At 68.2% G+C, this 25971-nt stretch carries 21 protein-coding genes and 1 pseudogene; 5 read left to right on the top strand and 17 right to left on the bottom strand.

Going from position 1 to position 25971, the window contains the following annotated elements:
* Positions 1-45 precede the first annotated feature (45 nt).
* Positions 46-2268 carry a DEAD/DEAH box helicase gene (locus ACGFU7_RS15680; RefSeq protein ID WP_393696036.1) on the top strand — a complete coding sequence of 741 codons (2223 nt, stop codon included), beginning with the start codon at positions 46-48 and terminating at the stop codon, positions 2266-2268.
* 45 nt (positions 2269-2313) lie between these two features.
* Positions 2314-2460 (top strand): pentapeptide repeat-containing protein, encoded by a 147-nt coding sequence (locus tag ACGFU7_RS15675; protein ID WP_393696178.1) that lies wholly within the window; start codon positions 2314-2316, stop codon positions 2458-2460.
* On the opposite strand, the pseudogene ACGFU7_RS15670 reads toward ACGFU7_RS15675, so the two are convergent.
* Positions 2448-3398, bottom strand: a pseudogene (locus tag ACGFU7_RS15670) (multicopper oxidase domain-containing protein); the annotation flags it as partial. The gene ACGFU7_RS15675 and the pseudogene ACGFU7_RS15670 overlap by 13 nt on opposite strands.
* Positions 3399-3703: 305 nt before the next feature.
* Here ACGFU7_RS15670 and ACGFU7_RS15665 point away from each other — a divergent pair.
* On the top strand, positions 3704-6196 hold the full coding sequence (locus tag ACGFU7_RS15665) for a ThuA domain-containing protein (protein ID WP_393696034.1): 2493 nt from the start codon (positions 3704-3706) through the stop codon (positions 6194-6196).
* A gap of 38 nt (positions 6197-6234) precedes the next feature.
* The gene (locus ACGFU7_RS15660) at positions 6235-8424 is read left to right on the top strand and encodes an OmpL47-type beta-barrel domain-containing protein (RefSeq protein WP_393696176.1); all 2190 of its coding nucleotides are present in this window, start codon (positions 6235-6237) and stop codon (positions 8422-8424) included.
* 12 nt (positions 8425-8436) lie between these two features.
* Here ACGFU7_RS15660 and ACGFU7_RS15655 read toward each other — a convergent pair whose 3' ends face one another.
* Entirely contained in the window at positions 8437-9516 is a 1080-nt protein-coding gene (locus ACGFU7_RS15655; RefSeq protein WP_393696032.1) for an ABC transporter permease, read from the bottom strand.
* Positions 9513-10523 (bottom strand): non-homologous end-joining DNA ligase, encoded by a 1011-nt coding sequence (gene ligD / locus ACGFU7_RS15650; RefSeq protein ID WP_393696174.1) that lies wholly within the window; start codon positions 10521-10523, stop codon positions 9513-9515. Before ligD ends, ACGFU7_RS15655 begins: the two co-directional genes overlap by 4 nt.
* Before the next feature lie 98 nt (positions 10524-10621).
* Between ligD and ACGFU7_RS15645 the strand changes: the two genes are divergently transcribed.
* Entirely contained in the window at positions 10622-11689 is a 1068-nt protein-coding gene (locus tag ACGFU7_RS15645; protein ID WP_393696030.1) for an ATP-dependent DNA ligase, read from the top strand.
* On the opposite strand, the gene ACGFU7_RS15640 is transcribed toward ACGFU7_RS15645, so the two are convergent.
* From ACGFU7_RS15640 to ACGFU7_RS15575, 14 genes are all read right to left on the bottom strand, one after another.
* The gene (locus ACGFU7_RS15640) at positions 11672-12895 is read right to left on the bottom strand and encodes a lytic murein transglycosylase (protein WP_393696028.1); all 1224 of its coding nucleotides are present in this window, start codon (positions 12893-12895) and stop codon (positions 11672-11674) included. The two genes, ACGFU7_RS15645 and ACGFU7_RS15640, sit on opposite strands and share 18 nt — an antisense overlap.
* 22 nt (positions 12896-12917) lie before the next feature.
* Positions 12918-13712, bottom strand: coding sequence for a hypothetical protein (locus tag ACGFU7_RS15635; protein WP_393696027.1), 795 nt, complete (start codon positions 13710-13712; stop codon positions 12918-12920).
* A 48-nt stretch (positions 13713-13760) separates the two neighbouring features.
* The gene (locus tag ACGFU7_RS15630) at positions 13761-14291 is read right to left on the bottom strand and encodes a hypothetical protein (protein WP_393696025.1); all 531 of its coding nucleotides are present in this window, start codon (positions 14289-14291) and stop codon (positions 13761-13763) included.
* Positions 14292-14357: 66 nt separating this feature from the next.
* Positions 14358-14954 carry a hypothetical protein gene (locus ACGFU7_RS15625; protein ID WP_393696023.1) on the bottom strand — a complete coding sequence of 199 codons (597 nt, stop codon included), beginning with the start codon at positions 14952-14954 and terminating at the stop codon, positions 14358-14360.
* 19 nt (positions 14955-14973) lie between these two features.
* Positions 14974-15492, bottom strand: coding sequence for a hypothetical protein (locus ACGFU7_RS15620; RefSeq protein ID WP_393696021.1), 519 nt, complete (start codon positions 15490-15492; stop codon positions 14974-14976).
* Complete coding sequence (locus ACGFU7_RS15615) at positions 15489-16745, bottom strand: MCE family protein (protein WP_393696019.1); 1257 nt, start codon at positions 16743-16745, stop codon at positions 15489-15491. Before ACGFU7_RS15615 ends, ACGFU7_RS15620 begins: the two co-directional genes overlap by 4 nt.
* The gene (locus tag ACGFU7_RS15610) at positions 16745-17950 is read right to left on the bottom strand and encodes an MCE family protein (RefSeq protein WP_393696017.1); all 1206 of its coding nucleotides are present in this window, start codon (positions 17948-17950) and stop codon (positions 16745-16747) included. Before ACGFU7_RS15610 ends, ACGFU7_RS15615 begins: the two co-directional genes overlap by 1 nt.
* Complete coding sequence (locus tag ACGFU7_RS15605; RefSeq protein WP_393696015.1) at positions 17947-19071, bottom strand: MCE family protein; 1125 nt, start codon at positions 19069-19071, stop codon at positions 17947-17949. Before ACGFU7_RS15605 ends, ACGFU7_RS15610 begins: the two co-directional genes overlap by 4 nt.
* 1 nt (position 19072) lies before the next feature.
* A complete protein-coding gene (locus ACGFU7_RS15600) occupies positions 19073-20092 on the bottom strand; it encodes an MCE family protein (protein ID WP_393696013.1) in 1020 nt (339 codons plus the stop codon).
* The gene (locus ACGFU7_RS15595; protein WP_393696011.1) at positions 20089-21120 is read right to left on the bottom strand and encodes an MCE family protein; all 1032 of its coding nucleotides are present in this window, start codon (positions 21118-21120) and stop codon (positions 20089-20091) included. Before ACGFU7_RS15595 ends, ACGFU7_RS15600 begins: the two co-directional genes overlap by 4 nt.
* Positions 21117-22418 carry an MCE family protein gene (locus ACGFU7_RS15590; protein WP_393696009.1) on the bottom strand — a complete coding sequence of 434 codons (1302 nt, stop codon included), beginning with the start codon at positions 22416-22418 and terminating at the stop codon, positions 21117-21119. Before ACGFU7_RS15590 ends, ACGFU7_RS15595 begins: the two co-directional genes overlap by 4 nt.
* Positions 22415-23218, bottom strand: coding sequence for an MlaE family ABC transporter permease (locus ACGFU7_RS15585; protein WP_393696007.1), 804 nt, complete (start codon positions 23216-23218; stop codon positions 22415-22417). The genes ACGFU7_RS15590 and ACGFU7_RS15585 overlap by 4 nt, the downstream gene beginning before the upstream one ends.
* A gap of 6 nt (positions 23219-23224) precedes the next feature.
* Positions 23225-24076, bottom strand: a complete 852-nt coding sequence (locus ACGFU7_RS15580; protein WP_393696005.1) for an MlaE family ABC transporter permease — start codon at positions 24074-24076, stop codon at positions 23225-23227.
* Complete coding sequence (locus tag ACGFU7_RS15575; RefSeq protein ID WP_393696004.1) at positions 24073-25062, bottom strand: ABC transporter ATP-binding protein; 990 nt, start codon at positions 25060-25062, stop codon at positions 24073-24075. The genes ACGFU7_RS15580 and ACGFU7_RS15575 overlap by 4 nt, the downstream gene beginning before the upstream one ends.
* Positions 25063-25971: the final 909 nt, after the last annotated feature.

Genomic DNA, 25971 nt, shown 5'->3' with positions numbered 1-25971 from the left:
TGCCGGGCAGGACGGCAGCCGGGCTGCGCGGACAGAGGAACGTACATGACAGAGGCCGGACCGGCGGAGGCCGGGGCGCCGACGGGGAGGGCCGCCCGGGAGCTGCTCGTGCAGGCCGAGCAGCTGCTGGACACGGCGCGTGCGGTGCTGGCCGATCATGCCCGCGCCGTCGATGCCGTGCACACGGCGCTGACTCCGCTGCTCGACTCCCTCATCCGTCGCGAACTGTCGGCCATCCCGGTCTCCAGGCTCAAGGACGTCACCGAGGGCAGACTGCGGCTCGGCGCGGTCGAGCAGGCCGGCTTCACGACCGTCGGCCAGGTCCACGAGGCGAACCGTTACGAGCTCCGTCAGATCCCCGGGGTCGGCGCACAGACCGCCGACCAGGTGCTGGCCGCCGCCGGGCAGATCGCCCACGCGGTACGGGACACGGTTGCCGTCCGGATAGACGTGGACACGCCGGACCACTCCACGACCGCGCTCGTCACCGCACTGCACCGGCTGGTCGAGGCCGGCCCCGACGTCCGCCGGGCCGTGGATGCGGCGGGCCGGCTCATCGGGCGTCTTGAGCCCTTGCTGGCCGCTGCGGGACCGGCGCGGGGGCGGCTGCGCATACTGTTCACCCGGCGCCACGCCCGCGCCCAGGCGCTGGAGGCCGTCGCCTCGGTACGGACCGCCGTCGCCGAAGCGGCCGCACGCGGGCTTCCCCTGCTGTTCGGGCAGGTGTCGGTCGATCTGCTGCGGGACGCGGGGCCGGACGTCGCGGCCTGGGTCGACTTCGAGCTGCGGTCCGCCGAGTACTACAGCCTGCTCGCCGAGATGTCGGGCACCGGCCCCGACCGGGACGCGGCCGAGGGGTTCCTCCCGTCCGGGATCGCGGACCGGGTGCGCGGTCTGCGGTTGGACGACGCCCATCTGCGCGTCTCCCTGCGCGGCTACCAGTCGTTCGGCGCCCGGTTCGCGCTCGCGCAGAAGCGGGTGATCCTCGGTGACGAAATGGGGCTCGGCAAGACCGTCCAGGCCATTGCCGCGCTCGCGCACCTCTCGGCGCGGGGCGAGACGCACTTTCTGGTGGTCTGCCCGGCGAGCGTGCTGATCAACTGGGCGCGCGAGGTCCGTTCCCGCTCCACCCTGCGCGCGCTGCCGGTGCACGGCCCCGAGCGACAGGGCGCCTTCGCCGAGTGGCGTGAGAGCGGCGGCGTCGCCCTGACCACGTTCGATGCCCTGCACACCCTGCCGGCCGCCCGGGACTGCGGCATGAGGCCGGGCATGCTGGTGGTCGACGAGGCGCATTACGTCAAGAACCCCGAGACCCGCCGCTCCCGGGCGGTGTCCGGCTGGACGCAACGTACCGAACGAGTGCTGTTCCTGACCGGTACGCCGATGGAGAACCGGGTCGAGGAGTTCCGCAGCCTCGTCCGCCATCTCCAGCCCGAACTGGCCCCCTCGATCCACACCACCCATGGAGCCGCCGGTTCACACGCGTTCCGCAGAGCCGTCGCCCCGGCCTATCTGCGGCGCAATCAGGAGGACGTGCTGACCGAACTCCCGGCGCTGGTGCAGGTCGACGAGTGGGAGGAGTTCAGCGAGGACGATCTCGATGCCTACCGCGAGGCGGTGGGCGCCGGGCAGTTCATGCGGATGCGCCGGGCCGCGTACGCCCGGCCGGCCACGTCCGCGAAACTGAACCGGCTGCGCGAGCTGGTTGCCGAGGCTGCGGACAACGGCCTCAAGGTCGTTGTGTTCTCGTACTTCCGCGAGGTGCTCCTCACTGTCGAACAGGCCCTGGGGGCGGGCGTGTTCGGGCCACTTTCGGGGAGCCTCCCGGCTGCCCGTCGCCAGGAGATGATCGACGAGTTCGGTGCCGTCGAGGGCCATGCCGTCCTGCTGAGCCAGATCCAGGCGGGCGGCGTCGGACTGAACATGCAGGCCGCCTCCGTCGTCATCATCTGCGAGCCGCAGATCAAGCCGACGATGGAGCACCAGGCCGTGGCCCGCGCCCATCGGATGGGTCAGATACGGACCGTCCAGGTGCACCGGCTCCTCGCGGCCGACAGCGTCGACGAGCGGATGCTGAACATCCTGGCCCGCAAGGAGCGGCTGTTCGACCTGTACGCACGGCGCAGCGACGTCGCCGAGACGACGCCGGACGCCGTGGATGTGTCGGACGGGGCTCTGGCCCGACGCATCGTCGAGGAGGAACAGCTGCGCCTCGTCACCGGAGCGGCCGGGGCAGCCGGTGTGGCCGGAGCAGTGTCGGAGAACTGACTGCGTCAGGACCCGTGCGCCGCCGGGTCGTGGGCGGCCGCGCCCTTGGCTGTCTTGCCGGGTGCGGTTTCGCCCGAAGCCGTCTTGTCGGGAGCCGTACTGCCCGGCGCGGTCTTGTCCGGCGCGGTCTTGTCCGGCGCGGTCTTGTCCGGCGCGGCGGTTTCGTGCGCCATCATGTCGTGCGGGTCGTAGCCCGGCACGGTGCCGTCCGCCTTGGCGACCAGCAGCAGTCCGGCCATGCCCATGTCGGAGTGGCTCTGCACATGGCAGTGGTACATCCAGGCGCCGGCGCCCACGTGTTCGCCGGCGACGACCTGGAAGCCGAAGGAGTCCGCCGGGCCGACGATCTTGGTGTCGATGACGCGGCTCGGGTCGTCGGGGCCGGTGAGCAGGCCGGTCCGGTTGTCCGCCCAGCGATGACCGTGGATGTGGAACGTGTGGTAGTACTCGCCATGCGTGATCATGACCACTTCGAGCCGGTCCTCCACCGTGGCCTCGAAGTTGGGGCTCTCATGGGCCGCCTTGTTGTTGATCGTCATGTCGTTGAAGACGATCGTGATCGTCTTGTCCGGCAGGATGTCGCCCTTGCGCCGGACGATCACCGGACCGTAGAGGCCCTTCCGGATGCCGCCCGTGCCGTGATCCGTACCGACGACATGGTCGTGGTAATGCCAGTATCCGGCACTGCCCGACTGCCAGGTGCCGTCCTTGCGCCGGCCCGGGGCGTGGGTGCGCCAGGTGTAGGTGCGAGTGCCGCCCGGTTCGACGATGCTCTTGTTCATCCGGGTGCCGTCGCTCGCAATGTCGTAGTCGACGCCGTGCGCATGCAGGCTGGCCGGCACATCCATGGTGTTCTCGAACTCGATGTGCAGGGTGTCGCCCTCGTTGATCTCGATGAGGGGCCCGGGAATCGACGCCTTGCCCTTCTCCAGGCCGTATCCCATCTGACCGTCCGCCAGCTTCTCCGCGTACAGCTTGAGATGGCGGACGATGCCTCCTGCCGGGGCGGTCCTGGGCGGGGGTTCCGCCGAGCTGGCCTCGATCGTACCGAGCGACAACGATGTCACGCCGGTCGCGGCCGCCACCCCACCGCCTACCAGAATCCGCCGGTTGAAGCTCCTTCTGTCCATGTCGAACTCCCCACTGCGCTAAGGAATTTACGGAGTTTTGCGAATGTGCCCGGATCTCAAGGACTGCCCGGGTCGCGTAGACCGCGGAGATTACGAAGGTTACGGGGATCGCGGCGGCTTCAGAGGTTGTCGAGGTTGGCGGGGCGCAAGTGCTCCCCGGACGGCCCACACCGTAGCCGGGGGATCTTCGTTTATCCACACCCAGGACAAAGTTCGTGCCATTGCTGCCATAGCTATTGGCGAGCCGCGAAAAGAGGTCTAGCTTCATCCGCTGTTGCAGTGACCAAAGAGGGGTGGGTGACCACATGCAGCGCACACCACATCACAGGTCCAGATCGCGACGCGGACTTGCGGCGGCTCTGGCGGCCGGCGCACTGACCGCTTCCCTGCTCGGCGGCAATGCCGCCAGCGCCAGGCCCTATCCGGAACCGTCGCGAAGTATCGCGACAACGTTGTCCCTGCCGTCGCCGCCGGGCGGCGCGAACGTCAAGGTGCTGGTGTTCCATGCCTCCGCCACCGAAGAGTCCCCGACCGTCGACGCCGGGATCGCGGCGATCGAAAGGATCGGGCTCACCGGGCCGGAGGCCGGCCGGTTCCGGACCGTCGCCACCGACGACCCGGCCGTCTTCACCAACGGCAAGCAGCTCGGCAAGTACAACGCCGTCGTCTTCCTGACGGGTGGCGGCGATGTGCTCGACCCGGAGCAGGAGGCCGGCCTTGAGGCGTACATGGAGGCGGGCGGCGGTTTCCTCGGCATCCATGATGCGGCGCGCACCGAGCCGTACTCGGACTGGTTCACCGGCCTGGTCGGCGCCCGCCCGGCGACCGACAGCCCAACATCCGTACAGCGTGCGACAGTTGAGATCGGCGATCGGCAGCATCCGGCCACCAAGAACCTGCCGCTGGAGTGGAAGCGCCCCGACAAGTGGCTGAACTGGACGAAGAATCCGTCCGGTGATGTGCACACCGTGGCGCGCGTCCGGGAGATCACGTACAAGCCGGGCGCAAGCGCCAACGGCTGGGACCACCCGGTCTCCTGGTGCCGGGACTACGACGGCGGCAGGTCCTTCTACACGGCGATGGGCGGTACGGTCGACAGCTTCGCGGAGACCGACTTCCGCGACCATCTGCGCGGCGCACTGGACTGGACGACCCGGATCTCGCAGGCCGACTGCAAGGCGACGATCACCTCCAACTACAAGGCGGAGCGCGTCACTCAGCCCAACCAGCCCGGCCAGAACGACCAGATCGGCGAGCCGCACGGGCTGGTCGTCGCCCCCGACGGGCGGGTGCTGTACATCGGGCGTGGTGGCGCCGACAGCAGCAAGCCGGTCGTCACCGACTGGAACGACCCGGACATCGGCAAGGGCCTGGGCCAGATCCATGTCTACGACCCGAAGACGAAGAAGGTGACCCTCGCCGGCGAGCTGACGATCTTCGGCAACAAGGGCGGCGGCGACGAGCTGGTCAAGGTCGAGGAGGGACTGCTCGGCATCGAGCTTGACCCGGACTTCGAGAAGAACGGCTGGGTGTATCTGCACTACACACCCCACGCGAAGATCGACCGCGACAAGCAGATGGCGGTACGACAGGTCTCCCGGTTCACCCTCGACCTGGCCACCGACAAGCTCGATCTGTCCTCCGAGAAGGTGCTGCTGCACTGGCCGGTACAGATCCACAGCTGCTGTCATGCGGGCGGCGGGATGGCCTGGGACTCCAAGGGCAACCTGTACATCGCGACCGGTGACAACAACTCCTCCGGTTTCAGCGACGGTTACTCCGGCAACAACCCGCAGCCGAACTACAAGGGCGTCTCATTCGCCGATGCCCGGCGCACCGCGGGCAACACGAACAACCTCAACGGGAAGATCCTGCGGATCCACCCCGAGGACGACGGCTCGTACACGCTGCCCGAGGGCAATCTCTTCACCGGCAAGGAGCCGGACGAGGGCGGCGGCAAGACCCGCGGCGAGATCTATGTAATGGGCGTGCGCAACCCGGCCCGGATCTCGATCGACAAGACCACCGACACGCTGTACGCGGGCTGGGTCGGCCCCGACGCGGGCGCCCCCAGCACCACGTGGGGCCCGGCCAAGTACGACACGTTCGCCGCGATCACCAAGGCGGGCAACCACGGCTGGCCGTACTGCATGGGCAACAAGCAGCCGTACCGGGACCGCAATCTGCCGGACCCGGGCAAGCCGCTCGGCTGGTACGACTGCGACCACCCCAAGAACGAGTCTCCGAACAACGACGGTCTGGTGAACCTGCCGCCGATCACGTCCAACACCATCTGGTATTCGCCGCAGGGCGGTGGCGTGGACTACCCGCGCGACACGAACGGCATCCCGAGCTACAAGGTGGAGGAGCAGAAGCAGCTGCTGCCCTGGCTCAAGGGCGGCGGCCAGGCCACGATGAACGGCCCGGTCTACCGGTACGACGCGGCGAGCACCAGCGCCGACAAGTGGCCCTCCTACTGGGACGGCAAGTGGTTCGTCGGTGACTTCTACGACGACACCCAGCCGCGGCACGCCGTGCTCACCGACCCGAAGACGGTCGGCAAGGGCGGTCTGCCCACGCATGCCGAGTCCCTGAAGAAGATCATCCCGGTCGGGGCCGACGGCATCCGCAACCTGATGGACTGGAAGTTCGCCCCGGACGGTTCGCTGTACGTCCTGGACTACGGGCGCGGCTTCTTCACCTCCGACTCCAAGTCCGCGCTGTGGCGTGTGACGTACAAGGGCGGCGGTCCGACCCCGGCCGCCGAGGATCTGGCCAGGAAGGCGGCAGTGAGTTGAGACACCGTTCAGTCTTCTCGCGACAGCGGTACCGGCCCATGCGGCTGTGGCTCGCCCTGCTGGGTTCGTTCCTGATGGTGCTGGGGCTGACCTCGACGGCGGCGTACGGCCGTACAGCGGCTCCTGCCGCTGCGGCGGCCGACCAGGTCCTCACGTGGACGGCGGGCGACCCCATCGACCACTATCTGTCGGCTCCGAAGACCGCGGTGGCCGGCAAGGCGACCATCGTCTTCGAGAACAGCGCGGCGACCGGCAACACCACGGGCATGCCGCACACCCTCACGTTCAGCGTCTCGGATCCGGAGTTCAACAACGACGTCACGCTGAACATCCTGGCCAACCCGGCCGACGACCAGGGCGGCAAGCACACCGCCGAGGTCACGCTCTCCCCCGGCCGGTACTTCTACCACTGCACCATGCCGGGGCACGAGGCGATGCAGGGCATTCTCACCGTGACGGACGGCGGCGGTACGGACACCACGGCGCCCGAGACCTCGGCGAAGGTCGACGGCGACAAGAACGCCGACGGCGCGTACATCGGTCAGGCGACGGTCACCGTCTCGGCGACCGACGACAGCTCCGGCGTCGACACCGTCGAGTACGCGGTGGGGGCGGACGGCGCCTGGCAGCCGTACACCACGCCGATCGTGGTGAACGAGGTCGGGACGCACACGATCCGGTACCGCGCCACCGACAAGGCGGGCAATGCCGCAGCGGAGAAGTCGGCCGACTTCGCGGTCGCGGCACCGCCGACGGACGACAAGACGCCGCCGGAGACCTCGGCGACCGTGTCCGGTGAGAAGGACGATCAGGGGCAGTACCTGGGGATGGCGACGGTCACAGTGACCGCTTCCGACACCGGGTCCGGCGTCAACACCATCGAGTACGCGATCGGGTCGGACGGCGCCTGGCAGCCGTACACCGCACCCGTGATGGTGCACGAGACCGGCACGCATCGGGTCCGCTACCGGGCCACCGACAAGGCGGGCAATGCGGCAGCCGAGAAGTCCGTCGACTTCACCGTCGTCGCACCGCCGACGCAGGACAAGACGCCGCCGGAGACCTCGGCAGAGGTCGAGGGCGACAAGAACGCCGACAACGCCTACATCACCAGCGCCAGGGTGACGGTCACCGCGACCGACGCCGAGTCGGGCGTGGACAAGGTCGAGTACTCGCTCGACGGCGGCCCGTACCTCGCGTACACCACCACCGTCATCGTCGACCGCGTCGGCTATCACACGGTCGCCCACCGGGCGACGGACAAGGCGGGCAACACCTCCGTGGCGAAGCAGGTGTCGTTCACCGTCGCGGAGAGCGGGGGCGTACCGGCGCCGAACTGCCCGGAGTTCGACGAGCGGCTCACCGTCATCGTCGGCACGGTCGACACCGGGGTGCCCAATCGCATCACCGGCAACCGCTGCACGATCAATGAGCTGATCGAGGACGAGAAGGACTGGTCGTCGCACGCGCTGTTCCTCAAGCACGTCGACGGCGTTCTCGACAAGCTGCTCACCGCCGGTGTGATCGACGCCCGCGAGCACAAGAAGATCTACCGGGCGGCCAAGCAGTCGGGGATCGGCAAGCCGGGTCAGGACGAGGGCTACAAGAAGCTCTTCGACGGCACGGCGGAGTCGTTCGCCAAGTGGCAGCAGGTGGGTGGCGGCAAGTTCGGGCTCAATGCGGACGGCACGATCACCAGCTCCACCGCGGTGGACGGCATGGGCATGCTCTGGTTCCCGGGCCGGCAGTACGGCGACTTCTCGCTGAAGCTCCAGTGGCGCGACGACGCCCCCGGCACGGGCAACGCCAACAGCGGCGTGTTCGTCCGCTTCCCGAACGTCCACGACAACCCGGAGGAGTCGCGTCCGGAGTGGGTCGCCATCAAGTACGGCCATGAGGTGCAGATCCTCGACCGGCCGGACGGCGACATGTACAAGACCGGCTCGGTCTACGGCTTCGACCGGATCGGTCTGGCCGGCGCCGGGGTCACGCCCAAGGGCACCTGGAACGACTACGAGATCCGGGTGGTGGACCAGCACTACTCGGTCTACCGCAACGGTGTCCTGCTCAACGAGTTCGACAACAACGGCGGCCAGGTCTTCGAGCCGCCGCGGGGCGACGACCCGGGCACCGACGGCCGTCGGTACGCCTCCGGCTACATCGGGCTCCAGGTCCACAGCACCACGGACGTGGTCTCGTACCGCGACATCCGGATCAAGGAGCTGTAGCCGAGGCCGGTATCACGTGGCCGTGACCGCATGCTGAGGCATGTGGTCACGGCCTCCCGGATGCCGGTGGCGCCATACCCAGAACACCGTGCAGGAGACCAGCGCCCAGCCGGCGAGGACCAGGTACGGGAAGACGCGCTGGTGCCCCTGGTAGTAGACGGCGGCGTGCTGGGCGTTGACCGAGGCGCCCGGGGGGAGCCAGCGGCCGATGAAGCCGAGCACCGACGGCAGCAGCGGCCAGGACACCGCACCACCGGAGGACGGGTTTCCGAGCATCACCATCAGTCCCCAGGTGGGGATCATCGCCCAGCGCCCGATCAGGGCGTTGAACATGGTGAAGACCATGCCCGTGGTGAACATGGTGAAGGCGAGGATCAACCACGACTGGACGAAAGGCAGGTCGACTGAGCCGAGCAGCCAGTCCACCACGGCGGCGATGGAGAACCCGCCGAGCAGGGCGTAGGCGACGGTGAACCCGACCCGCTCCAGGGGCTCCAGCGCCTTGGCGTGCACACTCAGCTGGATCGCGCCGACGAACCCGACGATCACCGCGGCGAGCGAGATGTAGAAGAGAGCGAGGCCGCGCGGGTCGCCCCGCTGCAGGGGCTTCACGTCCGTGACCTTCACCGGCACTTGGGCCGCTTCCCCCACCTTCAGCGTGGACTCGGCGAGCAACTGGGCGACCGAGGCTCCGGACGCGCTCGCGACGTCCAGGCCGACCCCGCCGTTCTCGGACCGCAGGACGGCGAAGACCTTCTGCTCCTCCAGCGCGATGCGGGCTTCGGCTCCGGTGGCGTACTCGTGCAGCACCAGCGAGGTGTCGAGCGCACCCTCCAGCCGGCCGAGGAAGACCTTGTCGCGCGGGGTGTCGAGCTCGCCGACCACGGCGGCCGGGATGTTGCGCGGGGTCGGGTTGGCCATCGCGTACGTGTAGGAGCCCGCGAAGAGACCGGCCGCGGCCGCGATGATGAACAGAAGCACGACGGCGGGCAGATACGGGGACGCCTTGAACGCCGCCCATCGGTCACCGCGGGCCGGGGGCCTGGCATGTTCCCCGCGCGGGGTGACGGGCTCCAGATCGGGTGCGCTCATACGTCCCCGTCCTCGTCGTGCCGGGCGCGGCTCGGCTGCACGCGTTTGGGTTCGCCGGGCATCTTCGGGTACTCCGGCGGGTACGGCATGTCGCCGAGCCCGCGCTCCCGCTCGTCCCGGTCCGCCAGCTCCAGCAGCCCGTCGAGCCGGAAGGCATGCTCGTCCATGTCCGCGTGCACGTCGCCCACCTCCGCGTAGCGCTTCGGCATGGTCCTGATGTCGAAGTCGCCCGGTTCGGCGTCGTCGATCTCCGCCCAGCGCAACGGGGCGGAGACCGGGGCGTACGGAAAGGGGCGTACGGAGTAGGCGGAGGCGATCGTGCGGTCACGGGCGGTCTGATTGAAGTCGACGAAGATCCGCTCGCCGCGCTCCTCCTTCCACCAGGCGGTGGTCACCCGGTCCGGCATCCGGCGTTCCAGTTCGCGCCCGGCGGCGATGGCGGCGCGCCGGACCTCGGTGAAGGTCCACAACGGCTCGATGGGGACGAAGACATGGATGCCCCGGCCGCCGGAGGTCTTGGGCCAGCCGTGCAGAGCGTGGTCGTCGAGTACGGACCGCAGCTCATGGGCGGCCCTCACCGCGTCGGCGTAGTCCGTTCCGGGCTGTGGGTCGAGGTCGATGCGCAGCTCGTCCGGATGGTCGGTATCGGTGCCGCGGACCGGCCAGGGGTGGAAGGTGAGCGTGCCGAGGTTGGCCGCCCAGATGACGGCGGCGATTTCGGTGGGGCAGATCTCGTCGGCGGGGCGGCCGCTGGGGAACGCGATCCGGGCGGTGGGGATCCAGTCGGGGAGGTTCTTCGGTGCCCGCTTCTGGTAGAAGAACTCGCCTTCGACACCGTCCACGAAGCGCTGGAGAGTGGTCGGCCGGTTGCACAGGGCGCGCGTGATGCCGGGGCCCACGGCCAGGAAGTACTCGGCCACGTCCCTTTTCGTGTAGCCCTTCTCCGGGAAGTAGACCTTGTCCGGACTGGACAGCCGTACGGCTCGTCCGCCGGCTTCCAGCTCCACCGCTTTTCCCGCTGCACCCATGACGGTCACGGTAGGCCGGGCTCGCATATGCCGCATATTGAGAGACGTATGTCCACACATGGGCAAGAATCGGGGTCATGGATCTGCCGGTGATGCCTCCTGTGAAGCCGATGCTCGCCAAGTCCGTCTCGAAGATCCCGCCCGGCATGCAGTACGAGGCCAAGTGGGACGGCTTCCGCGCGATCGTGCACCGCGACGGCGACGAGGTGGTGATCGGCAGCCGCACCGGAAAGCCGCTCACCCGCTACTTCCCCGAGCTGGTCACCGCCGTCCGGGACAATCTGCCGCCGCGCTGTGTGATCGACGGCGAGATCGTGATCGCGTACGACGGCCGGCTGGACTTCGACCGTCTCAGCGAGCGTATCCACCCCGCCGATTCCCGGGTGCGGCTGCTCGCCGAGCAGACCCCGGCCAGTCTGGTCGCCTTCGACATCCTGGCGGTGGGCGACGATTCGCTGCTCTCCACCAGGCAGTCCGACCGGCGCGCCGTACTGGAGGCGGCCCTGTCCGGTGCATCGGCCCCGGTCCACCTCGCACCGGCGACCACGGACCCGGCAGTCGCCCAGGAATGGTTCGAACGGTACGAGGGCGCGGGGCTCGACGGTGTGGTCGCCAAACCGCTCGATCTGCCGTACCGCCCCGACACCCGGGTGATGTACAAGATCAAGCACGAGCGGACCGCCGACTGTGTGGTGGCGGGGTACCGCTTCCACAAGAGCGGCCCGGTCGTCGGCTCGTTGCTGCTCGGTCTGTACGACTCCGAGGGCGTCCTGCAGCACGTCGGAGTCTGCGCGGCCTTCTCGATGAAGCGGCGCGAGGAGCTGGTCGCGGAGCTGGAGCCGCTGCGGATCGACTTCGCCGGCCACCCGTGGGCGGCCTGGGCCGATGCCACCGCGCATGAGACCGCCCGGCTGCCCGGGGCGCCGAGCCGCTGGTCCGGGAAGAAGGACCAGTCGTGGGTGGCGCTGCGCCCGGAGCGGGTCTGCGAGGTGGCGTACGACCACATGGAGGGCGACCGTTTCCGGCACACCGGCCAGTTCCGCCGGTGGCGGCCGGACCGCACCCCGGACAGCTGCACGTACGCGCAGCTGGAAGAGGTGGTGCGGTACGACCTGGCCGAGGTGCTGTCAGCCGGCGGACGCTGAGCCCGACGGCGTGGCGCACGGGTCCTCGCTCGTCCCCGGGTCGGGTGACGGGGATTCCGTGGCTCCGGCCGAGTCGGTCGGATCGGGGGATGTGGAGTCCGTCGGGCAGCCGGGGTCCGTGCCCGGGTCGGGTTCCGAGGTGCTGGGGTCGGGGCTCGTACCGGGGTCCGGGGAGGCCGGTCCGCTGTCGGTCGGATCGGGGGAGCCGCCCGGATCGGTGGGGTCCGGGGAGCCGCTCGGGTCCGGTGAACCGGTCGGCGAGTCGGAGGGCTTCGGGGACGCCGATGACGAGGGGCCGGGCGAACCGCCGGGCTGCGGGCCCACGATGATGCCGCCGCCCGGGGCGCCGGGACCGCCGACCGGGTGCGTCGGCTCGTTCGGCCCGCCCGCGCCGGGGCTCTTCGGTACGGGGCCCTTCCCGTCGGCCACCGGATGGATGCCCTTGCGGTAGAACTCCAGCCAGGACAGCACGGTACGCAGATAGGTGTCCGAGTGGTTGTAGCTGAGGATCGCCCGGTCCAGATCGGCCTTCACCGACAGATTGCGCGGTCCGGCACAGAGGTAGTACCCGGCGGCCAGGGCGGCGTCGTAGACATTGCTAGGATCGCGGCGGCCGTCGCCGTTTCCGTCCTTGCCCCAGTGGGCCCAGGTGGAGGGGATGAACTGCATCGGGCCGACCGCCCGGTCGTACGTCCTGTCACCGTCGTACGCGCCGTTGTCGGTGTCCGGGATGTTGGCGAAGCCCGCACCGTTGAGCACCGGCCCCAGGATCGGACTGAGTGTCGTTCCGTGGGCGTCGACCCGTCCCCCGCCCGCCTGCCCGGACTCGACCTTGCCGATCGCCGCGAGTAACTGCCACGGCAGACGGCATCCGGGGTCGGTGCGGCCGAGCGCGCTCTCCGCCTTGCGGTAGGCGGCGAGGACCGTGGCCGGGATGCCCGCCTCGGCCCAGGACCGGGCGAGCGCCGGGCTCTGCTTCACACCGGCCTTCGGCGGCTTCGGCGACTGCAGCGGCGGCAGTTCGGTGTGGTAGGAGTCGTCATTGGGCACGTGCGACCACGTGACCTCGTCGGCCTCCTGGCGCTCCTTCGCGGTCTGTTCATGGCGGACGAGTCCCGGTGCCTGGGACGCGGTGAGCGCGGCCATCGCGGCGACCGCGGCTGCCGTGCCGCCGATTCCGCGACGCATGGTGCCGTTGAACCTCATGCGTGCTCCCCTCTCCCCCGGGTCACTGGGTGAACGTATCGATGGCGGAGATCCGCCAGGTGCCGCCGCGGCGAACAGCGTCCACGGCGAACATGGCCGCCGCGTAGGTCGTCTCGTCCGACTTGCCGGTACGGGTGTTGCTCTGGTCGGCGAAGATCAGCAGCCGGGCCCGGTCGCCGTCGAGGAGTTCCACGCCGCTGTCCGTGACGGTCGTGGTCAGCACGAGCTTCTGCTTCTGCCCCTGGGCCCGTACCTGGGCGAGCATGTCCTTGTGCTGCTGAACGGCCTTGCCGACCAGGTAGGTTCTCGCCGCCTGATCGGACTTGGCGGTGGCGGCGTAGTTGTACGAGAAGACCGCACCGACCGCCTCGGAGATCTGGCCCTTCACCTCGCTGGTCCGGCTGATGTCGGTGAGGGCGGTGTTCTGCCGGCTCGCGTCATCGCGCAGTCCGTCGGCCGCGGTGAACGACCAGGCTGCGAAGGCGCCGAGGAGGACAGTGAGTGCGCAGAGCACGGCGGGGAGCCGGATCCGGAGTCGGGGCAGTCGCCTGCGCGGCTGTTCATCCCGCCCCTCCTGTGCTTTCGTCCCCTCCGTCCCCTCCGCCTTCTCCGCCTTCTCCGCCTTCTCCGCCTTCTCCGCCTTCTGGGAATCGGAGTCGTGGGAATCGGACGACTCCTTGAGGTCCGGTGTGTCTACGGCCTCCTGCTCTTCCTCTCCGCGCCGGACGTTCTTGCGCGGCGGTGCGGTCGAGTGCTCAGCGGCGGCCACGGTCGCCAACCTGCGTCGGCGGTTGACCAGATGACGGGTCGTCGACATGTCCGGGGTCCTCTCGGTGATCGGATGCTTCGGATGGAGCCGGGGACGTCAGCCGGCCGTGTTGCCGACCGGTGCCTGGCCGAGGGCGCTGAGCTTCCACCCCTCGGACGTGCGGGTGAGCTGCCCGAGCATCCGGCTCTCCTTCACCGCGGGCTTGCCTTTCGGTGCCGTCACGGTGATCCGCAACGCCACCATCACCGATGCCTTGCCGGTCCGGTCGTCGAGTTCGGTGACCGCACCGGAAAGCACCTTGGCGGTGCTCACGGTCTTCGCCTCCTGGATCTGCTTCTCGAACCCGCTCCGCCCGTCGACGAGTTGCTTGTGCAGATCGCCGGTGGTGGACTCCTCCCAGCTGTCCAGTCCCTGGTCCAGCTTCTGGTGGTCGAGGGTGTTCATGTTCTGCACAGCCTGCTCGCCGGCGGCCAACGCGTCGTCGCGCGTCTGCGCATAGGCTGCCGAGTCGTCGTGCGCGGCCCCGTACCAGGACCAGCCGCCCCAGGAAGCGCCGCCGGCCGCCGCGACCGTCAGCACGATCGCCGCCACCACCAGCGGGTTCCTCGTCGTCCGTACCCGTGCCATTGCTGTCTCTCCCCTGCCGGCTGAGCTGAGCGGTGGATGTACCTGTGGCTGCGGTTGTGGTTGCGGCTATCTGGAGGCGATGTCGACGATCTGCCAGTGTCCGTTGCGCAGTTCGGCGGTGACGGACAGCTGGGCAGCCGCCGTGGTCGGATCCTTGCCCTGGCGCTCGTAGACCTGGTCGAGGAAGACGAGCAGATGGGCACCGGTGCCGGAGAGCCGGGTCACCCCGGCGCGTACGACATGCGTGGTGAGCGTCAGTTTCTGGTCCCTGGACTGCTTCTCGACCTGGCCGAACAGCGCCGCATACTGCTGCAGCGCCTTCCCTCCGAGGAGCTGCTTCGCCGACTCCTTGGTGCCGGCGGTGTCCTGCGGGCCGTACGAGAAGACCTTGCCGAGTGCGCTGCTGACATCGCCCGCGACCCGGGTGGTGGCCTCGGTGTCGGTCAGCGCGAGGTTGTCGGTGGCCGGGGTGTCCCTCAACTGCTGGGCCCGTACGAAGAGTCCGGCGCCCGCCGCGACCAGGGCGAGGACCAGCAGCACAGCCGCGACGGACTGCCGGCGGGCGGGCCGGGACTCCCCTGTCCCGCCGGTCCCGTCCCCCGCGCTCTCCCGGCTCTCCGGCTCCTCGACCGCCGGTTCGGTCGTCTCGTCGGTGCTCACCATCGCCTTCCTCCCCTATGCCTCATGCGGCACCTACCGGAATCGCGGTGAGTGCTTTGACCTTCCAGCCGTCCGGGGTGCGGGCGAGCGTGGCCTCGAAGCGTTTGCGTTCGGTGGCCGCACTGCCGGTGCGCGGTGTGACCTGGACGTCGACGGTCGCCATCAGTTCGGCCGTACCGGTCCGTTCGTCGAGCGCGGTGAGCGCCGCGTCGGTGACGGTGCCGCGGGCCGTGCTGCCGTTCTTCTTCAGGTCGCTCGCGTCCTTGCTCCGGGTGCGCTTCAGCTGGTCGTGCAGCGGCCCGGTGGAGACATCGAGCCACTGCTGCAGCCCCGCGTCCACGCTGGTGGCGTCCTTGCCGTTCAGGCTGTTGAGCCGGGCGAGATGGTGCTTGCCCGCAGCCAGGGCCGTGTCACGGTCCTTGGCGAAGGAGAGGGTGTCGTCGCCGCGCGCCTGTGCGTACGACCATCCGCCCAGGGCGCAGATCAGCACGGCGGCAAGGACGATCGCCCAGCCACCGAGGCTCCTGGCACGGGGGTTCACTCGCCGGCTCCCAGTCCGAGCAGCCCGGCCATGCCGTGTGCGGCAGGCGCGGTGTCCGCCGTGGTCCCGAGTGCTCCTGGGAGTGTGCCTCCCGCATCGGCCCCGAGGAGCATGGAGCCGGGCTTGGCGGGTTCGGGTACGGCTCCGCCCTTCGGCGCGTTCGCGCTGCCTCTTACGTTGATGCCGGTGCCGGGCGAAGAGGTGCAGCGTGCTGCGGTGTTGACCTCGGGGCCGGTCGTCGTGTCGAGGCCGTTGCGATAGGTCGTACCGCCGTAGCCGGCGGTGCAGGGCAGCGGTTCGAAGAACGTGACCGACATACCGAACCGGGCACCGTCCTCGTCCACCGCGCTCGCTCCGGCGGCGGCGACCGCGGGCAGCTTCACAAGGAGTTCCTCCATCCCGCGCTGCCTGGTGACGGCGACCTCGGACGTGGTGAGGAGGTTCGCGACGACGATTCCGAAGCTGGGGTCGAGATCGCGCAGCAGCCCGCTGATCTGCCCGGTGGCATCGGGCGCGGCAGCGATCAGTTTCCGCAGGTCGGTGTCCGATCCCTTGAGCTGGGCCGCCAGTTCCTCGGCGCCGGAGGCGAAGCCCTTGAGCGCTTCGCCCTGTTCGGCCTGGGTGCGCAGCACGGTCTCGCCGTCGGTCATCAGCTTGGTGTTGGTGGGCAGCGCGTCGTCGGCCGCCTGTACGAAGTCGCTGCCGGTGTCCAGGAGGACCTGGAGGTCGTCGCCCCGCCCGCTGAGTGCCGTGCCGAACTCGTCGACCACGGTGCGCAGGGAGTCCAGATCGACGGACCCGGCGAGGTCATTGACGCTGGTGAGGACATTCGTCACCGGGGCCGGGACGGTGGTGTCGACCTGGTCGATGACCGAGCCGTTCTCCAGGTAGGGCCCGTCGGCGCGGGTCGGCCTCAGATCGACGTACTGCTCGCCGACGGCCGAGAGGTTGGCGACGACGGCCTTCAGATCATCCGGGATGGGCGGTGCGGACTTGTCGATGCGCAGTTCGGCCTCCACACCGTCGTCAGTGAGGTCGATGGGTCCGACGCGGCCCACGGAAACCCCCCGGTAAGTGACATTCGAGTGAGTGAACAGGCCACCGGTACGGGCAAGTTGGATTTTGACGGTGTAGTAGTCCCGCATGCCGACGTAGTGGCCGAGGTCGGCGTACCGGACACCCAGATAGCCGAGCACCAGCACCGCGATGATCAGGAACGAGATGTTCTTCAGCCGGATGGCGAGGGTGATCATCAGCTGCTCCCCTCCGAGGCCGAAGGCTTGTCCGAAGGCGTACTCGGAGTCGTTCCCGAAGCCGTCCCTGAAGTCGTGATCGAGGGGAGAGGAAGCGGCAGCCCCGAGTCGGCCGACTTGGTGGTTGCCGTCGTTCCGTTCGCCGTGACCGCGTCCGGGTCGAAGGCCGGAATGATCTGCGTACCGGGTACGGCCGTCATGTCCAGATACACATTGAGGTAGTCGCCCTTGACCCCGCGCAGCACCTCGTCCGTGAACGGGTAGGTGAGGAGCACCTGGAGGGAGTCGGGCAGGTCGTTGCCGGAGTCGGCGAGCGCCTTGAGCGTGGGGGCGATGGCCTTCAGGTCGGCGATCGTGTCCGCCTTGCTCTTGTCGATGGTGTCGACGGCGACGGTGGAGAGGGTGTCGAGGGCGCGCAGCATGGTGAGGAGCGAGCCGCGTTGTTTCTCCAGGACCTTCATTCCGGGGCTGAGCCCGGTGAGGACCTTGCCCACGTCCTGTTTGCGGGTGGCGAGGGTGGTGGAGAGCCGGTTGACTCCGTCGAGAGCCTCGGTGATGTCCTTCTTGTGGTCGTCGAGGTTGGTCACGAGGGTGTCGACCCGGCTGAGCATCGACCGGATCTGCGGCTCCTGCCCGGCCATCGCCTTGTTGAGTTCGGTGGTGATGGTCTTGAGCTGGTTGATGCCACCACCGTTGAGCAGCATCGACAGGGCGCCGAAGACCTCTTCGACCTCGGGGTTCCGGTTGGTGCGGGTGAGCGGGATCCTGTCGCCGTCGGCGAGGCTGCCCTCAGCGGTCCCGGTCGCGGGTGGCGAGAGCTGGACGTATTTCTCGCCGAGGAGGCTGGACTGTTCCAGGTGGGCGTATGCGTTCGCGGGCAGTTTGATCTTCCCGTTGACGCGCATGGTGACCCTGGCGTTCCAGGTGCCCGGGGCGAGGGAGATCTTGGTGACGCGGCCGACCGAGACGTCGTTGACCTTCACCGAGGACTGCGGGGCGAGGCTGAGTACGTCCCCGAAGTCGGCGGTGATCTCGTACGGATGGTCGCCGAGGTCCGCACCGCCGGGCAGCGGCAGCTGGTCGATGCCGGAGAACTGCGGGGCCTGGCATCCGGTGGCGACGAGGGCGCAGCAGACGCCGAGCGCGATCAGGGTGGCGACGCCGGTGGTTGCGAGGGCCCCGGGTCTGCGGAGGGAACGGCTCATCGGTTCGCCCCCTTCTTGTTGTTGTTCGCTGTCCCGGCGCCCTCCGGTGTGCCGTAGACCGTGCCTACCGCCGGCAGTGGCAGCGAGGGCAGTGCCTTCTGCCGTTGAGCATCCACCGGGGAGAGCCCGTCGAGGCTCACGGTCGATTCGGTGAGCGGCCCGCCCATGCTGAGCTCGTTGAGGTCGGTGCGGCCGTTGAGGGTGCGGTGCGTCGGGTCGTAGGCGCCCAGAACGTTGCCTGCGGAGAGCGGCAGTGTGTCGAGGGATTCGGCGAGCGAGGCCCGCTGGTCGACGAGGGTCTGGGTGATCGGCACCAGGGCGTCCACGTTCTTCTTGAGTGCCCCGCGGTTGTCCTGGATGAAGGTCTTGACCTGGGCGAGTGCGGTACCGAGCTCCTTGAGTGCGGCGCCGAGGTTCTTCTTGTCGTCCGCCAGGAAGCCGGTCACGGAGTTCAGCTGTTGTTCGGCGGCGCGCACATTGCCGTCGTTGTCCTTCAGCATGGTGGTGAAGGTCTGCAGGTAGGACAGTGTGTCGAAGAGGTCCCCGCTGCTCTTGTCGAGTGTCTTCGTCGCCTTGCCGAACTGTTCGATGGAGTCCCCGATGTCCTTGCCGTTGCCCTTGAGGTTCTTCGCCCCGGTGTCGAGGAGTCCGGCGAACGCGCCCTGGGCGTTCGCCCCGTCCGGGCCGAGCGCGCTGGAGAGTTCGGTGATGGACGCGTACAGCTGGTCGACCTCCACCGGAGTCGCGTTGTTCGCGGCGGGCAGTTCCGCTCCGTCGGCAAGTACCGCTCCCCCGTTGTAGGCGGGGGCGAGCTGGATGTACCGGTCGGCGACGAGGCTGGGGGCGACGACGACGGCGTGCGCCTGTTTGGGCACCTTGATGCCCTTGTCGACCCGCAGGACGACCTTGACCTCCTTGCCCCGCGGTTTCACCGATTCGACGGTGCCGACCTTCACCCCGAGAATCCTCAGGTCCGATCCGGCGTAGACACCGGTCGCCTGGTCGAAGTAGGCGGTGACGGTCGTCGTTCCCTCGTCGTCCATGGCCATCACTCCGGTGGTGGCCGCGACGGCCACGACGGCGAGTCCGGCGCCGATGCCGACGATGCGCGTGAGTCTCACGTCAGCTGCCGCCTTCCTGCTTGGGAGGCATACATCCGGTCGCCGGCGGTGTGTCGGCGGGCAGGTAGTTCTTCGGTACGACGCCGCAGACGTAGTTGTCGAACCAGCGGCCGTTGCCGAGGGTGTTGCCGACGAGCCGGTTGTACGACCCGGCGAGCGAGAGCACCTTGTCGAGGCTCTTGCGGTTCTTCTGCAGAACCGCGGTGACCCGGCCGAGCGCCTGGAGGGTCGGCTTCAGCTGCTTGTTGTTGTCGGCGACGAGTCCGGTGAGCTGGGTGCCCAGATCGCGGGTGCCGGTCAGCAGCAGATGGATCGAGTCGCGGCGCGCCTGGATCTCGCCGAGAAGCAGATTGCCGTCCTCCAGCAGGGTTTCGAAGCTGCTCTTCTTGTTGGCGAGGGTCTTGGTGAGCTGCTTGCTGCCCTTGAGGAGGGTGGCGAGCTGCGCGTCGCGCTCGGAGACGGTCCTGGAGAGTGCGGAGAGCCCGTTGGCGGCGCTCTTCACGTCCGGCGGGGAGTCCTTGAACGTGGCGGAGATCGTCTCGAAGCTCTTGGCGAGCTGTGCGGTGTCGATCTCCCCGATGGTCTCGCCGAGGCCGTTGAACGCCTGGGTGACGTCGTAGGGGGATGTGGTGCGGCTCGCCGTGATGCGTTCGTGCGGGTCCTGCGGGGCGTTGCCCAGCGGGTCGACGGCGAGGTACTTCTCGCCGAGGAGTGTCTTGATGGCGATGCCGACGGTGCTGGAGTTGCCGATCCAGGCGTCCTTGACCCGGAATGTGACCTTCACCTTGGCGCCGTCGAGGGAGACCCCGGTGACCTGACCGACCTTCACTCCGGCGATCCGTACCTCGTCGCCATCGGCGAGCCCGGCGGATTCGGTGAAGTCGGCGCTGTAGGTGGTACCGCCGCCGATGAAGGGCAGCGAGTCGGCACGGTAGGCGGCGAGCCCGACGAGGGTCAGGACGAGCAGGCCGACGATGCTGACGGCGACGGGGTTGCGTTCGCGTATGGGTTTGATTCTCATGACAGGCACCTCGGCTGGGTGATCGCGATGCCGGTGGGCGGTGTGCTGCCGTCGCTGGTCGTCACGCCGCTGACCCTGGCTTCGCAGAGGTAGAGGTTGAGCCATGAGCCGTAAGAGGTGAGGCGGCTGATCGCCGCCATCTTGGCCGGGGTCTTCTCCAGGAAGTTCTCGATCTTCGGCGAGTTGTCGGCCAGCCGGTCGGAGAGGCGGCCGAGTTGCTTGATGTCGTCCTTGAGCGGTTTGCGGCCGTCGTTGAGCAGGTCCGCGGTGACGGTGGTCAGCGCGCCCATCGCGGTGACCGCCTGTCCGAGCGGTTTACGGTCGCCGGAGAAGCCGGTGACGAGCTTCTGGAGGGTGACGACGAGGTCGTTGAAGCCGGCCTCGCGGTCGTTGACGGTCTTCAGCACCGTGTTGAGGTTCTTGATCACCTCGCCGATCACCTTGTCCTTGGCGGCGACGGTGCCGGTCAGCGAGCCGACGTGCTGCAGGATGCTGTCGACGGTGCCGCCCTCCCCCTGGAGCACCTGGACGATCGAGCCGGCGAGCTGGTTGATGTCCGGCGGGGAGAGCCCTTCGAAGAGCGGCTGGAAGCCGTTGAAGAGCTGGGTGAGGTCGAGCGCCGGCGTGGTGCGGGAGAGCGGAATGGTGGAGCCCGCGGTGAAGTTCTCGCCGACCGGTCCTGCTCCCTGGTCGAGGTCGATGTACCGCTGGCCCACCATGTTGAGGTACTTGATGGACGCGGTCACCGATGCCGGGAGCTTCCGGCCCTTCTGAACGGTGAAACCGACCTCGGCGAGCCGCCGGTCGGCGACCTTGATGGACTCGACCTGCCCGACCTTGACCCCGGCGATCCGGATGCTGTCGCCGACGATGAGTCCGGTGGCGTCGGTGAACCTGGCCTTGTACGTACTGGTGTTGCCGACGCCCGTATTGGCGATGGACAGGGCCAGGACCGTGGTGGCCAGGGTCGTCACCAGGATGAAGACGATCGATTTCGCGAGCGGTCCCGCGAGGGAGCGGCGCTTCACTTGAGCTTCACCTCCGCACCGCGGAAGGCCGGACCGATGAGCACGCTGCTCCACTCGGGCAGCGCCTGCGGCTGGACTTTCAGTGAGGGAGCGACCAGTTCGTTGACGAGTCGGCTCTCCTGCGGGGAGTTGGGCATACCGAGGGACGCGTCCGCTGCCGGCACTTCTTCGGGGGTGCCGGGCGCGGAGTCCGCCGAGGTCCCCCGGTCCGCCGCCGTACGGGCGTCCGCGGTCGGCAGCGTGTCGCCGACGTAGGGCACGGAGTAGCAGTGCGGTCCGCCGGTCGCGTTGTAGACCGGGGTGTCCCTTCCGGCCACGTACTTCCCCTTGGAGGGCACGGTCTTGAGCGTGACGTGGAGTCCCGGTTCGTCGGTGCCCTTGCCGAGCGCCTTGTCCATGGCGGGGACGAACCCGGCGATGGTGCGCAGCGTGCAGGGGAATTCCGACGAGTACTTCGCGAGGGTCTCCAGCGTGGGCCTGCCCGTTGCGGAGAGCCGGATGAGGTTGTCCTTGTTCTTCCGCAGGAAGGTGGTGATGTCCTGGGCGGAGGCGGTCGTGGACCCGTAGAGGTCGGCGAGCCCGGCCTGCTGTTCGGCGAGGGTGCCGCTCGTGGTGGTGAAGTCGGTGAGCGCGTCGAGGACGTCCGGGGCCGCATCCGCGTACACGGTGCTCACCTTGACGAGTTCCTTGATGTCGGCGTTGAGCTTGGGCAGTTGGGGGTTGAGCTTCTTCAGGTGTGCGTCGAGCGTGACAAGGGTCTCGCCGAGCTTGTCGCCGCGTCCTTCGAGTGCCTGGGAGACGGCGGTGAGGGTGGCAGAGAGCTTCTGCGGCTGTACGGCCGTGAGCAGCGGCAGGACATTGTCCAGGACCTGTTCCAGCTCGATGGCGTTGCTGGAGCGGTCCTGCGGGATGACGGCCCCCGCCTTCAGCGTCTGCGCGGAGGGGATCCGAGGCGGTACGAGTGCCACGAACCGTTCTCCGAAGAGGGTGGTGGGCAGCATCTGGGCGGTGACGTCGGCCGGGATCCGGTCGAGTTTGTCGGGTTGGATGGCGAGGGTGAGCCGGGCCCCGTCCCCGTCGGCCGCGATGTTACGGACCTGACCGATGACGACGCCGCGCAGTTTCACATCGGCGTTGTCGTGCATCTCGTTGCCGACGGTCCCGGTCCGCACGGTCACGGTGGCATCGTGGGTGAAGTCCTTGTTGTACACCGCGACCGACACCCACACGAGTACGGCGGGCACCAGCAGAAAGCTGACTCCGGCGAGCCGGCGGCGCACCGTCTGCGTGTTCATCATCCGGCCACCTTCACGGTCGTCGTGGCGCCCCAGATGGCGAGCGAGAGGAAGAAGTCGGTGACGCTGATCAGCACGATCGCGTTGCGCACCGACCGCCCGACGGCGATACCGACCCCGGCGGGCCCGCCCTCGGCCCGGAATCCGTAGTAGCAGTGGGCGAGGATCACCATCACGCTGAAGATCAGCACCTTGAGCACCGACAGCAGTACGTCGTCCGGGGAGAGGAAGAGATTGAAGTAGTGGTCGTACGTACCCTCGGACTGCCCGTTGAACAGGACGGTGACATAGCGGGACGCTACGTACGACGAGAGCAGTCCGATCGCGTACAGCGGGATGATCGCGACGACTCCCGCGATGACCCGGGTGGTGACGAGGTAGGGCATGGACCGCACGCCCATCGCTTCGAGGGCATCGACCTCTTCATTGATCCGCATCGCGCCGAGCTGGGCGGTGAAGCCGGCGCCGACGGTGGCGGAGAGGGCGAGACCGGCGACGAGCGGGGCGATCTCGCGGGTGTTGAAGTAGGCGGAGATGAAGCCGGTGAAGGCGGAGGTGCCGATCTGGTTGAGGGCCGCGTACCCCTGGAGGCCGACGACCGTCCCCGTGAAAAGCGTCATCGCGATCATCACGCCGATGGTTCCGCCGATGACACCGAGGCCGCCGCTGCCGAACGCGACTTCGGCGAGGAGGCGCTGCACTTCTTTGAGGTAGCGGCGCAGGGTCCTGGGGATCCAGATCAACGCGCGTATGTAGAAGATGAGTTGATCGCCGGAGCGATCCAGCCAGCCGAGCATGGACATCTTCTCTCAGCTCCCCTTCGCGGGGACGATCTGGAGATAGATCGCCGTGAGGACCATGTTCACGAAGAACAGCAGCATGAAGGTGATGACGACGGACTGGTTGACCGCGTCGCCGACTCCCTTGGGGCCTCCGCGCGGGTTCAGACCGCGATAGGCGGCGACGATGCCCGCGATGAACCCGAAGATCAGCGCCTTGAACTCGCTGATGTAGAGGTCGGGCAGCTGGGCGAGGGCGGAGAAGCTGGCGAGGTACGCACCGGGCGTCCCGTGCTGCATGATCACGTTGAAGAAGTAGCCGCCGAGCGTGCCGACGACGGAGACCAGGCCGTTGAGCAGGACGGCCACGAACATGGTGGCCAGGACGCGCGGGACGACGAGGCGCTGGATGGGCGAGACGCCCATGACCTCCATGGCGTCGAGCTCCTCACGGATCTTCCGCGATCCGAGGTCGGCGCAGATCGCCGAGCCGCCCGCGCCGGAGATGAGCAGGGCCACGATGAGCGGGCTGGCCTGCTGGATGACGGCGAGGACGCTGGCGCCGCCGGTGAAGGACTGGGCGCCGAGCTGCTGGGTGAGCGAGCCGACCTGGAGGGCGATGACCGCGCCGAACGGGATCGAGACGAGGGCGGCGGGCAGGATGGTGACACTGGCGATGAACCAGAACTGCTCGATGAACTCCCGCACCTGGAAAGGCCTTCGGAAGATCGACCGGGTCACGGACAGGGCGAGCGCGAACAGTTTCCCGGTCTCGCGCAGCGGGGCGAGCAGCCGCGTCGGTGGTCTCTGTACCGGCGTCTGCCGCGGTGGCGCGTCGGTGGCGGGCGGCTCGGGGGGCCGCACCGGAATCTCGGCCGTCACGGGCGCGCACCGCCGGCAGCCGGGGTGTAGCTGTTCATGATGGCCGTACGGGCGGCCTCCGGCAGCTGGCCCATCATGCCGAGGACCCGCTCCCGGCGCCGCAGGACGGCCTGGCGGACCGGCATCCCGGGCGAGGGCTCCAGCTGCGGTACGACGGTCCGCGGCCCTGAGGTGTGGTCGTAGCCGGTGCCGTTCAGCTGCTCGGCGGCGAGGGTGGCGGCGTCCTTCTCCTCGGACATGCCGATGGGGCCTTCGCGGCGTCCGGAGAGGAACTGGGAGACGACGGGCACATCGCTGGTGAGCAGCACCTCGCGCGGCCCGAAGGTGACGAGGTTGCGGCAGAACAGCATCCCCATGTTGTCGGGGACGGTCGCGGCGATGTCGAGGTTGTGGGTGACGATCAGCATCGTGGCGTCGATCTGCGCGTTCAGATCGATGAGGAGCTGGGAGAGGTAGGCGGTACGGACGGGGTCGAGCCCGGAGTCCGGCTCGTCGCAGAGGATGATCTGCGGGTCCAGGACGAGGGCACGGGCGAGGCCGGCCCGCTTGCGCATGCCGCCGGAGATCTCGCCGGGCAGTTTCCCCTCCGCACCGAGAAGTCCGACGATGTCGATGCGTTCCATGACAATGCGCCGGATCTCGGATTCCTTCTTGCGGGTGTGCTCACGCAGCGGGAAGGCGATGTTGTCGAACAGCGACATGGACCCGAAGAGGGCACCGTCCTGGAACATGAGGCCGAAGAGCTTGCGGGTCTCCATGATGTCCCGTTCGGGGCTGTTCACCATGTCGACGCCGTTGATGAGCACGCGGCCGTGTTCGGGCTTCAGCAGGCCGATGATGGATTTGAGGAAGACGGTCTTTCCGGTACCCGACGGGCCGAGCATGACACTGACCTCGCCGGCGGGAAGCGTGAGCGACACGTCCTGCCAGATGTTCTGCTTGCCGAAAGACTTGGTGAGGCCTTCGACCACTACTTCGATTCCCATCCCACCTCCTGCATGCGCTCACGAAGTGACAGAAGTGCGCCGAGGGGCGCACGTTAAGTTCATCAAGACCGCCAGGACAAGCCCTTGAACAGCCAATTCGCCAACCTGCGGCTCTTTTGTCATTCAGTGACAAGCCCGGGGGGAAAGCTTGTCAACAATTGCGTACTCGTAACACTCGGTGCAGGTCGGGGCCTCGCGGCCCAGGGGGGCCGGAGCCGTGAGGCCCCACAGCGCGCACTCCGCCCGGAATAAAGGGGGTTCCGGGCAGTGAGCTCGCGGGTAGGGACTCCTCGCGCGGGGGGCCACGACGGGGAGTCCCTTTCCGGCTGACGAGCAGGACCACGCCTCACCGGCCGAGTTGCTTACGGGGGCGAGGTTACGGCTGGGTAACCTGGCCCGCAATACCAGTTCTCGAAGTTTCCGCGAGCCCGTGTTCAGCCACGTTGTTCTTTACACGGACTGAGCAATGATCCGGGAGAACTTATCCACGAGTGATAAATTCCGCGACCTCCGGAAGGGGTACGGGCGCCGGCCACCTGCACAAACGAGGCGCGTACGACGCACCACTCGGACGGGGCGCACACACAAGCGGTGTCAATCATTCCGCATCACGCAGCGCCAGGGTGCGCACCAATTGACAAAGAAACGCCGCCCGATGCTCACCCGGGACCGAGAAGACCCTTTCGGTAGAAGATTCTCAAACGGCGGGATTGTGCGGCGGTGTTTCCCGCAAGTAACCTCGCGGCTCAGTGAATCCAGAAGCCAAACCTCTCTCGCTTTGTTCGATTCACGGTTCACTGTTCTCGTCCTCGACGCCGTCCTGTCTCTCTTCGCAAAGGGCGAGCAGCCCCTCGACGCGCCGGCTCCGGGCGTCGAAGACCGAGCAACTCCGAGAACGACACCGCCGTA

It is taken from the genome of Streptomyces sp. NPDC048473 (assembly GCF_043200155.1).
In the GTDB taxonomy this organism is placed as follows: domain Bacteria; phylum Actinomycetota; class Actinomycetes; order Streptomycetales; family Streptomycetaceae; genus Streptomyces.
The sequence above is the reverse complement of the archived record's forward strand: the minus strand, read 5'-3'. Positions and strand labels throughout refer to the sequence as shown.